General features: G+C 63.9%; 12 protein-coding genes. 9 read left to right on the top strand and 3 right to left on the bottom strand.

The genetic code is table 11. The features are described 5' to 3' along the window. Positions 1–10: 10 nt before the first annotated feature. From F7R11_RS19040 to F7R11_RS19020, 5 genes are all read left to right on the top strand, one after another. Positions 11–472 carry a GFA family protein gene (locus F7R11_RS19040; protein ID WP_064808725.1) on the top strand — a complete coding sequence of 154 codons (462 nt, stop codon included), beginning with the start codon at positions 11–13 and terminating at the stop codon, positions 470–472. A 128-nt stretch (positions 473–600) separates the two neighbouring features. Then, the gene (locus tag F7R11_RS19035; RefSeq protein WP_064808727.1) at positions 601–1,203 is read left to right on the top strand and encodes a hypothetical protein; all 603 of its coding nucleotides are present in this window, start codon (positions 601–603) and stop codon (positions 1,201–1,203) included. Positions 1,204–1,239: 36 nt separating this feature from the next. Continuing rightward, positions 1,240–2,088, top strand: coding sequence for a hypothetical protein (locus F7R11_RS19030; protein WP_064808729.1), 849 nt, complete (start codon positions 1,240–1,242; stop codon positions 2,086–2,088). Positions 2,089–2,143: 55 nt separating this feature from the next. After that, positions 2,144–3,694: a tetratricopeptide repeat protein gene (locus tag F7R11_RS19025; protein ID WP_064808732.1), complete on the top strand. Its 1,551-nt coding sequence runs from the start codon at positions 2,144–2,146 to the stop codon at positions 3,692–3,694. Positions 3,695–3,699: 5 nt separating this feature from the next. Then, positions 3,700–4,179, top strand: coding sequence for a hypothetical protein (locus F7R11_RS19020; protein ID WP_064808734.1), 480 nt, complete (start codon positions 3,700–3,702; stop codon positions 4,177–4,179). 48 nt (positions 4,180–4,227) lie between these two features. Here F7R11_RS19020 and F7R11_RS19015 read toward each other — a convergent pair whose 3' ends face one another. Next, entirely contained in the window at positions 4,228–5,631 is a 1,404-nt protein-coding gene (locus F7R11_RS19015) for a sensor domain-containing diguanylate cyclase (protein ID WP_231973326.1), read from the bottom strand. Between the two features lie 275 nt (positions 5,632–5,906). Between F7R11_RS19015 and F7R11_RS19010 the strand changes: the two genes are divergently transcribed. The 3 genes from F7R11_RS19010 (at position 5,907) to F7R11_RS19000 (ending at position 8,842) form a co-directional block, all read left to right on the top strand. Beyond that, positions 5,907–6,821 (top strand): DMT family transporter, encoded by a 915-nt coding sequence (locus F7R11_RS19010; RefSeq protein WP_064808738.1) that lies wholly within the window; start codon positions 5,907–5,909, stop codon positions 6,819–6,821. A 123-nt stretch (positions 6,822–6,944) separates the two neighbouring features. Further along, complete coding sequence (locus tag F7R11_RS19005) at positions 6,945–7,859, top strand: amino acid ABC transporter substrate-binding protein (RefSeq protein ID WP_064808740.1); 915 nt, start codon at positions 6,945–6,947, stop codon at positions 7,857–7,859. Next, positions 7,856–8,842: a threo-3-hydroxy-L-aspartate ammonia-lyase gene (locus F7R11_RS19000; protein WP_064808743.1), complete on the top strand. Its 987-nt coding sequence runs from the start codon at positions 7,856–7,858 to the stop codon at positions 8,840–8,842. The genes F7R11_RS19005 and F7R11_RS19000 overlap by 4 nt, the downstream gene beginning before the upstream one ends. Before the next feature lie 14 nt (positions 8,843–8,856). On the opposite strand, the gene F7R11_RS18995 is transcribed toward F7R11_RS19000, so the two are convergent. Then, on the bottom strand, positions 8,857–10,713 hold the full coding sequence (locus tag F7R11_RS18995) for a bifunctional helix-turn-helix transcriptional regulator/alpha/beta hydrolase (RefSeq protein WP_064808745.1): 1,857 nt from the start codon (positions 10,711–10,713) through the stop codon (positions 8,857–8,859). 183 nt (positions 10,714–10,896) lie between these two features. On the opposite strand from F7R11_RS18995, the gene F7R11_RS18990 reads away from it, so the two are divergent. After that, positions 10,897–11,556, top strand: coding sequence for a helix-turn-helix transcriptional regulator (locus tag F7R11_RS18990; RefSeq protein ID WP_231973328.1), 660 nt, complete (start codon positions 10,897–10,899; stop codon positions 11,554–11,556). Between the two features lie 23 nt (positions 11,557–11,579). Here the strand turns inward: F7R11_RS18990 and F7R11_RS18985 are convergent, their stop codons facing one another. Beyond that, the gene (locus F7R11_RS18985) at positions 11,580–11,762 is read right to left on the bottom strand and encodes a hypothetical protein (protein ID WP_151180546.1); all 183 of its coding nucleotides are present in this window, start codon (positions 11,760–11,762) and stop codon (positions 11,580–11,582) included. Positions 11,763–11,842 lie beyond the last annotated feature (80 nt).

Here is an 11,842-nt window from a genome sequence, read left to right as displayed (position 1 = left end):
TGAGTCCAACATGCACCCACCCTATCCAGGCAGTTGCCTGTGCGGCAACGTCAAGTACCAGCTCATTGCCGATCCGCTCACGTTCTACGTCTGCCATTGCACCATGTGCCAGCGCCGTACTGGCGGCGCGGCACTCCCCGTGATGTGGGTCCGGCGTACGGATCTGGAGATTCTCGAAGGCCACGCACCACTCGCCGAGTTCGACCTCGGCAACGGCCATACTCGGCGCGCCCGCATCTGCCCGCGTTGCGACACGCGCCTATGGGCCGAGCCGCTGGATAAGCCGGATATCGCCCTGCTCCGGCCCGGCACGCTGGAGCATCAGCAAGCCTTCGTGCCCGTCGCGCATGTGTATACGCGCAGCAAGCAGCCGTGGTTTCTCATCCCGCCTGGGGTGGCGCAGTTTGAGACGTATCCGGCAGAGCAGGGGGAGTTGGTGCGGTTGTGGCGGGTGGCTCGGGGGCTGGGCTAGGCCCTACTGCTGTGATCCATGCCAACGCGTTGTGTATCCAACGCATCGGGGGATGACGCTGGGCGCGCGCCCGTGCTAAAAGCGTTGCCATTTCTCACACCGTGTTCCGCACAGGATCAAAAAACAGAATGAAGTCAGTCAGCGCATTACTCGTGGTCGTATTGCTGGCCGGATGCGCCTCCGCTGTCGAGGAGCGCATATCGAACAACTACATGGTGCAAGGGGCGGCAGCTCAAGCGCGTGGTGACTGGGATACCGCACGCCGGGCCTATGCACGCGCAAGCGTCAATGCTGATCAGGCTGGGTTGCCTGCCGGCCGCAGAGGGATCCTGCACTACGAGTACGGACGCTCACTGGGCGTGACGTGCTTCTTTGATCAGTCAGAGCACGAGCTCAATGCCGCCTATGAATTCGACAAGCAGGCAGGTCAACCGCTGTATCTGTCCTTGGTCGAACTGGCCAGGTTGAGCCTGGATCAGAAGAAGTTCGCGCAGTCTGTGGAGTACTTTGAGCGCGCGTTGCCTGAGCTCGACAAGGACGGGGCTGCGTCCAGAGCACCGGCTGGCTATGCCGATATTCTGGATGAGTACGCCAAAGCCCTGGCGGGTGCAGGAAATGCCGTCGAATCGAAGATTCAGGTGAATCGCGCGGCAACGCTCCGGGTGGAGAGGCCAAGCAAGCGCTCCATCACAGATCGCACGCCGTACGGCAAGTACTGTACGCCGGCGTAAGCCGATGATTGAAGGTATGCAACAAGAGAATCACCCATGCGGCGCCACACCACAGTCCGGATTGCCATTTACGCGCTGACCTTGTCGGCGGCGCTTTCCCTGGTTTCAATTGCGACCTACCTCATCGGGTACCGGGGCGAATGGGAGCAGGTGTTTGCCGCCTATCCGGCCAAGCAGCGTTGGGTGTGGGCGGTTGCATTGCTATGGTCGCTTGCCGCGTTGGTTGCTGGCGCTGCGTTGCTGCGCAGGCGTGCATGGGGGCGCACGCTCTATGTATCGGCCGCGGTTGTTGCCGTGATTGCGTACTTCGTGCTCCAGCCTTGGGTGTTGGCACTGAGCGCTGTGCCCGTGCTCGCGGCGACAAGCGCAATCTTGCTGAGTCGCTTGGGCACCCGCTATTTGACGGACGCGCCGGCTGTGTCTGCGATGCCTCCCAAGCGCACCTTCTTTGCCATCGCCATCCTGGCGGTATCCGCCATCGTGTTCACCATCAGCTATCAGGGCGTCACGCTGCGGCTCGGGTGGATGCTTACGGTGTTCCACCGCCCAGGGGTGTCGTTTCTTGGCGCGCTGCTCGGGCTGGTGATAGGGGCGGGCTTGATGCCCAAGGACAAACGGGCCTGGGCCTTCGGCATGGGGTTGATGGTGTCGGTTGTGATCATGGCTGCCACTGTACTGGGGTACCTGCCGTATGCATCGCCGTTGGTCCGTCTGCTCGGGCCGGGCTACCGTGAATACGTCATCGACCTTAAGGTGATCAACACGATGCAGGTTCTGTTCGGTCTGCTTGCTGTGTGGATGCTGCGCAAGGGTCAGGTCGTCGAACCAAAACAGCCAAAGCCGCCAGAGCCGACGAAGCCACTTTCCTGGCCGGACTACCGCTGAGCGCAGCACGCGCGTGCTGGCGAAATCGCCCATCTGCAGATCACCAACTGAGTCCATGCTTAAGCCTCGTTCTTCCTTCATTGTGTCCGGCGCGGGCGTGGTTGCCGCCGCCGTGCTGTGCGGTTTGGCCCTGTCGGCCAATGCTGATATGAAAAGCGCTGAACAAGCGATGCGGCAGCAACGCTATGGCGAAGCCGTGGCGGAACTCCAGCCGCTAGCCAAGCATGGAGACGCGCGAGCCCAAGCAAGCCTGGGTACGCTGATGATGTATGGGCTCGGCATGCCACGAGACGACAAGGCCGCAATGGAGACGTTCAGCAAGCTGGCGAAAACGAACCCCGCGCTGGGCGACAACGGGCTCGCCGGGTTCTACGTCATGCGGCAGCCCGGCCCGGAGGGCTACGCAAAGGCACTGGTGTTGTACCGCAAGCACGCGCAGGAAGGCGATGCACAGGCGCAATACGGTCTCGGCACCATGTATTTGTACGGGTACGGCGTTCCCGTCGACTATGTTCAGGCTGCGCATTGGTATCAACGATCCGCTGATCAGCACAACGTCTGTGCATTGAATGGGCTCGCTTATCTGTATGACTTTGGGCTGGGGGTGCCGAGCGATGTGGACAAAGCCTTGCGCCTGTACCAGCAGGCTGCCGATGGCGGGCTGGCTTACGCCACATACAACTTGGGGGCACTCTACGAGACCGGCCGTCACGTGCCCGTCGACCTGCAGCGCGCATTTGTGCTGTATCAGAAGGCTGCCGAGCAGGGTGTCGTGTACGCGCAGACCCGCTTGGGCACCATCTATGGAGAAGGGCTCGGCGGTGTCAAGGTGGATGGTGCGAAAGCGTTCGAGTTGCTGCGTAAGGCTGGCGATCTTGGTGACCCAGCTGCGTACGCTGAACTCGGCTATCTGACCTACAAGGGCATTGACGGCAAACCGGATTTCCAAGCGTCAATGCGGTGGTACACCAAGGCGGCGGAAGCCGGCGCACCGGCCGGTGAAGCTGGTATCGGGTTCCTATATGCAGAAGGCAAAGGGGTTGAGAAAGATGACGCCAAGGCTTTCGCTTGGCACAAGAAGGCCGCCGAACATGGCGATGTGCAAGGGCAGCGGGAGGTGGGACGGTACTACCTGATCGGGCGTGGCGTTGAGAAGGACAGTGCCATCGGCATGCGCTGGCTGCTGAGCGCAGCGGAGCAGGGTGATCTTGACGCGCGGGCTGCGGCCGGTGGTGTGTACCTCGGGGGCAAGTACGCGCCGGCCGACTACGTGGCCGCTATCAAATGGCTGCGTCTGGCGGCAATTGCCGGCCACGCCAAGGCGCAGTACAGCCTTGGTTCAGCGTACTACGACGGTAAAGGCGTCAGGCGCGATCCGTTCCGTGGCTTCTTATGGCAGGCCATCTCGGCTGAACGGGGGTACGAGTTCGCCAAGCAGCATTACCAGGACGGTGAGCTCGGCCTCTCGTACGACCAGCGTATGCGCGTCAGCCACATCACACGGACATGGCGGGTAGGGCAGGACCTGCCGGTCGAGGCAGAACTGCCGGGCTATGTCGGGCTGGGTGTTTTCAATCTGAATGCCCCATTTGCGCCAGGGATGTGAGTCAAATGATGTACTCGATTGATCTGGGCACGCTGAAGCTCGAATTTGAGTCGGCATTGATCATGGTGCCGCGTGATGGCGTTACCTATGATTGGCTGAACAATGACTGGGTCGATACGCAACAACAGATCGAGATCGAGCAAAGCGATGGCTCAGCAACGGTCACTGGCTTGACGAGGAGCTTTCCGCCGAGGGACCCCTATCTGGTCAGGATTGTGACGCCGCTGATTAACACGGAGCAGGGTGTCATCGAGTATTTGCAGAGCCAGCCGATCCGGTCGGAGTTGGCGACAAGTGACGCTCTGCGGGCGGCTATTAAATCGCAGGACTTTCAATGGGGCAAACTGCTTTCACTGGACTGGACCGCGTTGGGCTATGCGCCGGGCGGTACTGAGTACTGTCTGCTGCCTGCCGGTGGACCCGCAATTTCGGTCGGCCTCTTGCGGTTGGATTGGGCGACGGTGCGTGTGATCGCGGCGCATTGATGGAGTGCGGTGCACTTCGGCGGGTCCTGTGAGACGGGTTCGACGGCCCTACACCGCCACCACCCCTCGCCCCAACTGCGCAGGCACCGGCACCACCACCACGCGGTTCCCCCCATCCCCCTTGGCCATCTGCAGCGCGCTGTCCGCCACCTTGGTGAGCACCTGCGGCAACACACCCTCCTGCGCCCATCCGCTCGCCACCCCCACGCTCACGGTCACGTAGCCTGCCACGCTGGAGCTTGCGTGCGGAATGGCCAGCGCGGCCACAGCGTCGCACAGGCGCTGCGCGGTTTTTGCTGCCGTTGCCATGTCGATGTTCGGCAGCAGCACGGCAAACGCATCGCCGTTGTAACGGGCGACGAGGTCGGCCTCGCGCCGCATCTGTTTGGCTAGACACTGCGCAACGGTGGTCAGGCATTGGTCGCCCAGGATCGGGCCGTAGCGCTCGTTGAAGTCTTTGAAGACGTCGATGTCGATGGTCAGCAGCGACAGCGGTGCTTCCCAATGCGCACCATGCCGCCAGGCTTCGCTCAGGGCAGCTTCAAAGGCACGGCGGTTGGGGATGCCGGTGAGCGGGTCGGTGGCGGCCAGGCGTTTGAGTTCTGCGCGGGCAGCAGCCAAGCGCGAGTGCAGGACGCTGTTCTCGATCAGCAACAGCAACAGGACGAAGCTCGCGCCCAGCAACCCGAACGCGCGCCCGACGTAGAAGCCGAGGTCGTAGCGCCCGGCGTTGAGCACGGCGCTGAGCGCGACGTCGCAAAGCCACACGCACAGCACCACCATCAGCCAGACGTCGATGGTCAGGTGCGGCTTGCAACGCCACAGCACGATCAGAGCGACCATGCAGATCAGCCATGTTGTACCGGCCACCGCCATTTGTGCGGGTCCATAACGATTGCCCACCATGAAGGCCGGCAGCAGGTGTTCGCCCGCTGTGGCCAGTGCCACGCACGCGGCGGAGGCTGCCAGCACGGCAGTGATGACGAGCAGGACGGTCCCGCGCGTGAGCGGGGTTTCGATATACCGATCGGGCTCCCGGTCTTCACGCACTTTCAGCACGGCATACACGATCACGAACAATGGAAAGCCCGCATGCCAGAACATATAGATCCAGGCGGTGCTTTGCGGCCCTGCGCCCAGCAGGCCACCGTGTGCAAACAGCCCGGGGAACGACAGCAGGTGGCCGACGGCAGTGGTTGCCGTAAACAAGTAGCCGCAGGCCAGCGCCAGCATGGCGCGTGAACGTGTGATGGCAAATTGCCCGAACAGCAGGACGGCTGTAATCAGGTCATTGAGAATGAGCGCTGATTCGTACGTGGGGATGAACGAGGGCAACTGTGCCAACTGCACCTTGGCAAATGGCAGAGCAGAGATGAAGACCACCAGCGACAGCAGGGCCACTGCCTGTGCCGTCAGATAGGTCCTTCGCCCCGGTGACAGGCTCAGCAACAAGCCCGGCTGCACTTCAAGATGTGCCGATCTCAAAATGGCCCCCTTGCAGCGGTGACTGCGTCACTCGTCTTGTTGCATCGCGCGGCTATCGCTGTGCGGGGGTGTCTGTTCCCCCAAGAGCCTTGCGTGTCGTCGATTCCCACTTATCGGTGATAGTCACGCGGGTGGCCGATGTCAACGCACAACGTGATGCACGGGCAAAGCGCATGAGGGTGGGCGTATGATGCGTCGCACCAGCGACACACCCACCCAGCCCGCTCTCGGAGTCGACCACCTTGCGTCGTGCCCAACACCCTCTGCAGGGGATCGCTTTTCTGATTGCAGCGGTCGCGCTCTTTGCCGCGTTCGACACACTCACCAAATATGTCAGCACCACCGTGCCGGTGGCCATGGCGCTCTGGTTCCGCTACCTGTTCCAAACGGTCACGACGGGCGTGACACTGCTGCCCAGCAGGGGGCGCTCCTTGCTGCGTACGCGCCGGCCCTGGCTGCAGGTGCTGCGCGGGGTGCTGTTGCTGTCGGTCAGCCTGTTTGCGTTCCTGAGCCTGCGGCAGATGCCGGTGGGCGAGGTGACGGCCATCGTGATGCTGACCCCGCTGGTCATCACCCTGGTGGCGGCCCTGCTGCTGGGCGAGCAGGTCTCCGCCGTGCGCTGGGTGTTCATGGCGGGCGGGTTTCTTGGCGCCATGATGGTGCTCCGGCCCGGCGGCGGCACCTTTGGCTGGAGCATGCTGCTGCCACTGGGGCTGGTGGCTGCCAACACCGGCTTCCAGATTGTCACCAGCCGGCTGGCCAACGTGGACGAGGCAGGCACGACCCACTTCTATACGGGCGCCGTCGGCACGCTGTGCCTGACCTTTGCGCTGCCCTTCGGCTGGCAGGCGCTGGAGTGGACGTGGTGGCTGCTGCTGATCCTGATGGGCGTTGTCAGTTCGGCCGGCCATGCCCTGCTCATCCTGGCGTACACCCGCGCGCCGGTGGCAATGCTCACGCCTTACCTCTACATGCAGATCGGCTTTGCCATGATTGGCGGCTGGCTGGTCTTCTCGCATGTGCCGGATGGCTGGTCAGTGGCGGGCATCCTGGCCATTGCGATGTGCGGGGCGGCGGGCACCTGGGTGGCGGCGCGGGAGCGGCGCATGGCGATGGCGCTGTCGTCCGCTGCATCGCCGGCATCGTCGGGCAGCTAACGCCACGCGCATATGCGAACGACGTATATGCACATGCCCGGCCACAGGATGCTCATATAGCCAATCGATCGTTCGCGCCCACGGGGCAGGTGACTATCCTTGCCGCTTTCGTCAAGGATCACCATGTCGTCTTCCGCATTGCCGATCGTTTCGCGCGCACTTGCCGCGCTGCTGCTGCCGCTGTCGATTGCGGTGGCCACACCGGCGCAGGCCCAGAGCCCGACGCCCGTTCTTGACCAGATTCGCCAGTCCGGCACCATCACCCTGGGGTACCGCGAAGGCGCGGTGCCGTTCTCGTTTTCTGACGCCAAGGGCCAGCCCGCCGGTTATGCGGTGGACCTGTGCCTGCGCGTGGCCGAAGCGGCGCAGCGCCGCCTCAATCTGCCGGAACTGAAAGTACGCTGGTTGCCGCTGACCGCGCAGAGCCGCGTGCCGGCAGTGGTCAACGGGTTGGTCGCCATTGATTGCGCGCCCAACACCATTACGGCCGAGCGCAAGAAGCAGGTGGATTTCAGCCTGGCGTACTACGTCTCGGCGGTGCGCATGCTGGTGCGTACGGATTCGGGTATTCAGTCGTTTGACGACATGCGCGGCAAGACCGTGGTGACCAGTGCCGGCTCCACCAGCGATCGCCACGTGCGTCGCCTCAAGGATCAGTACGGCTATCGCGAGGTCTATGCCAAGGACCACGTTGAATCGTTCCTGATGCTCGACACGGGGCGTGCGCAGGCGTTCGTGCTTGACGATGTGGTGCTCTATGGCCTGCGCGCCAACGCAAAGACGCCGGCGCAATACGAGGTGGTCGGCCCCACGCTGTCGGTGGAGCGGAACGCGCTGATGCTGTCCAAGGCCGATGTGCAATGGAAGGCGTTGGTCGACCAGACACTGGCCGCGCTGTTCGCCAGCCCAGATGTGCTTGCGCTGCAGAAGCGCTGGTTCCAGCAGCCGATTGGCGCGCGCGGCATTGTTCTGGGTTTGACGCCGACGCCAGAAGTGCTGGCCGCATGGAAGCATCCGTCGGACGAGGCGGTTGAGTGACCGCTGTTGCCGCAACAGCCCCCGTGCTGCCGGATTGGAACGATGTGGAAGCCGCCAGCGCACGCCTGGCCGGCCATGCGCTGCGCACCCCGGTGCTGCGTTCCCCCGAGATGGATGCCTGGGTTGGGGCGCAGGTCTACTTCAAGTGCGAGAACCTGCAGCGCACCGGGGCGTTCAAGTTTCGGGGCGCGTTCAACGCACTGGCGCGCTTTGACGCCGGGCAGCGCAAGCGTGGCGCGGTGGCATTTTCGGGTGGCAACCATGCGTTGGGCATGGCGCTGGCCGGTCAGATGCTTGGCATTCCCGTCACCGTGGTCATGCCGCACGATGCCCAGGCCAGCAAGGTGGATGCGGCGCGGCATTGCGGTGCGCACATCGTCTTCTACGATCGGCGTACCGATGACCGGGAAGCCATCACACGTGAACTGTCTGAAGCGCACGGCCTGACGCTCATTCCGCCCTATGACCATGCCGACGTCATTGCCGGCCAGGCCACCGTCACGCGCGAGTTGATCGACGAGGTGGGGCCGCTGGATGCCATCTTTGCCAGCCAGGGCGGTGGTGGGTTGCTCGGCGGCGCAACACTGGTGACCGCTGCGTTGGCGCCGGCCTGCAAGGTGTATGGGGCGGAGCCGGTGACGGGCAACCACGGCCGGCAGTCATTGCAAGCCGGCCACATCGTGCATATCGACCCGCCAGACACGATAGCGGACGGTGCGCGCGCACAGCATCTCGGTGCGCTGACGTTCGCGCTATTGCAGCGCGGTGTGACAGAGATCGTTTCCGTGGAAGACGCGATGCTGGTGGCGTGCATGCGCCGCTTTGCGCAGGCCATGAAGCTGGTGGTGGAGCCCACCGCATGTCTTGGCCTAGCTGCTGCCCGCTATGGCGGATTGCCCATCAAGGGGGCGCGCATTGGCGTGATCGTGACGGGCGGCAACATTGATCTGCCGCGCTACCTCGGCCTGCTGCAGGAAGCTTAGGCACTGCGGCTGCATCAGGCGATGCAGGACAGCCGCGCCTGCATGGCGCGCAGGATGTTCCGCCAATGTGAGTAGATCAAAAAGTGGCCACCATCCTCCACCTCATGTAACTGCGCCCCCGGAATGCGCTGGACCAGCCTGCGCGCAGCGTTGACGGATACGTGCCAATCCAGCGCGCCGTGAAAGAATTCAACCGGCATGGCAAAGCGGTGGCCGTCGACCTGCCAGCCGTGCACGTTCAGTAGTGTCTCGACCACAAAATGCTGGCCGCCGTGTTTGACGCCGGCCAGCAACTCTTGCGCGTAGTTTTCGCGAAACGCGGCTTGCCGGAAGACTTGCTGGTCCACGTCGGGCATGGATTTCAAGATGGATTCGATGTAACGGTAGACATCCTTGCGGATGCTGCGCACCACCACGTGCAGCAGCGGCGGCAACAGGTTCGGCATGTAGCGCGCCACCATGAGCGCCATGCGGAAGTGCGCCGAGTAGGCCTTGATGTCGTCCACGCGTTCAACCGGGGGCGTGGCTGCCACAATGAAGACGGCGCTCACGCGTTCGGGCATCGCCTGTGCGGTGGCAAACGCGTAGGGCATGCCGGCCGAGTACCCCAGCACGGCAAAGCGATCGAGCTTGAGATGGTCGGCCAGCGCTTGCACGTCAGCCGGCCAGTCGGCCACCTTGCGCCCGGGCATCGGGTCCGAGTCGCCCGTGCCCGGCCGCTCGGGAATGATGAGGCGGATCGACGCCTCCCGCAGCAGCGCATCGTCCGGATGCCGCAAGTGCCGCGAGCAAGACAGGCCATGCATCTGGATCACGGGCAGCCCATCCGGGTCGCCGCTGTCTGACCACGCCAGTGCGCGGCCATCGGGCAGAACCATGCGGCCGTCTCCTGCGGATGTGCGGGGTGTGGGCGCGAGTGTGGCGTGCTTGCCGAGCGATAAGCGATTGGGTTGGCCGCCACCCTGGTCGAGCCACAGCGGCGTTGACCAGATGGCCTGCACCAGCTCTGGCTGGCGGCGTACGCCCACCTTGGCAAAGATGGCCTTCAGCTGCGTCTTGGCGGTGTTGGTGGTGGTGCCCAGATCCTGCGCGGATTCTTCCAGCGTGAGCCCGCGCACCAGCCGCTGGGCAAGCCGCGCTTCTGCGGCGGTCAGCCCAAACAGTTCACGCAGGCCGCCTTCGGGCACCAGCGGCACGTCGGCGCTCGCCACCCACAGCATTGCCAGCGGGGTGCTCTCGTTGGTCGGCTGCAGCTTGCTGACGAGCACGGACAGCGGCCCGGCGGCCTGCTCCAGGCGGAATGCCGTGCGGGTGCCTGCGTGTGCGGCGGTCGATGCCACCGAGGCCACCGAGGCCACCGCGGCCACTTCACGCAGCGCATCTTCCAACAGCTTTCTTGGGCGGGATTCCATGCGCCCGGCAACGAGTACCAGGCCGTCGTTGTTGTCCAGAATCAGCCGCAGCGCGCGGTTCATGCTGACCACGGCGCCGGTGTCTTCCACCAGCGCCACGCCCACCGGCAGGCGGTCCAATACGGAGTCACTGATCCGGCGATGCGTTTCTGCATCGGCCTGGGTCTGGCGCATGTCCCACGCGCGCACGAAATGCGGCGCGAGCAGTTGGAACACCTGCTGTTCCGCCGCGCTGGCAGTGCTCGGCAGCGGGCTGCTGGTGTCACCAAACCAGCTGGCGACGATGGCATCGGTCTCAGCGGTCGAGACGGGCCGTGCGTCCTGCGCGCCGCTCTGCATCAGGAAGTCGGCCATGGCCTGCAGCAGGCTGGGCCACAGGTCGTCGTCGCTGGCGGCGCCGTAAATCAGGCCAATGAGCCTGGAGAGCGCTTCCGCCGGAATATCCACTGTCTCGCGCATCGGCGCCTCCCGCGTGGCATGACCAGAATCGAGTAATAGCCAAGCAATACCGGGGCCGATCATGACACGGCCCAGGCAAGCAACGCATACCCCGAACGGGTGATGCATCTTGCCGGTGCACCGTCCACCATGAGCCTCAACCGAATGCACAACGGCATGCACGACAGGGTCTGGGGAGGCCACATGACGAATCTGTTGGTGGGCGGTGCCACGCCCAGCACGCAAGCGCCGCAGCGCGGCGGCTGGCCAATGCCCGCGTGGGCCGATTCGCCCGCCACGCAGATGCTCCGCCTGCTGGAAGACGCGTTTTCTGCCATAGATGAGGCGGTGCTGCTGTTGTCGGAAGGCGGCGCGGTCGTGCATGCATCCGCATTGGCCAGGTCATTGCTCGACAACCGGTGTGGCCTGCGGGTCCGGCATGACAGGCTCTGGCACCCGAGCCCGTCGGTGCTGAATCACCTGGCCAAGGTGATGGCGACCACCTTGCACACCGGGTGTCGCGCAAAGATGACGGTCTCACTCGCCTGGGGTGAGACCCTGAGCCTGGACATGGCCCCCGCCAATCCGCAGCTGTTTCCATCGGACGCGCCGCTCGTGTTCGTGCGGATGCGCCGCAACAGCGCGCTCAAGCAGGCCGATGCCGACAACCTGATCACCGCGTTCGAGATCACAAAAACCGAGGCGAAGGTGCTGGCAGGGCTGGTGGCCGGGCTGGCACCGTCAGAACTTGCAACGCAGAACGGCGTGTCGGAGCACACCGTGCGATCGCACATCACCAGCATGAAGGGGAAGATGCGGTGCAACCGGATCGTGGATCTGGTGAAGCTGGCGGTGCTGGCGTAGGGCGTAGGTTGGCCGGCGCGCCGTCAGGCGAGGGGCGTTGCCGTACAAGCAGGGTCCGCGGTCGCCAGCGCTTGTGGTGTCGGCAGCGTCTTGTGCTCGCCTAGCTGCGCAGCCTTCACACGGTTGCGTCCGTACTTCTTGGCGGCGTAGAGATCCGTCTCGGCCGCGCGGTGGGGCAGCAACGCGGTGACATCGCGGACACCCACGATCAGCACCTGGATCACCAGCGCCAGGAACTACGCATTGAAATGCCGTTGCCCTGTGGCGCACGACCTGTACGAGCTGC

Source organism: Ralstonia insidiosa (assembly GCF_008801405.1).
Classification (GTDB): domain Bacteria; phylum Pseudomonadota; class Gammaproteobacteria; order Burkholderiales; family Burkholderiaceae; genus Ralstonia; species Ralstonia insidiosa.
This window is presented reverse-complemented; position numbering and strand designations above follow the sequence as displayed.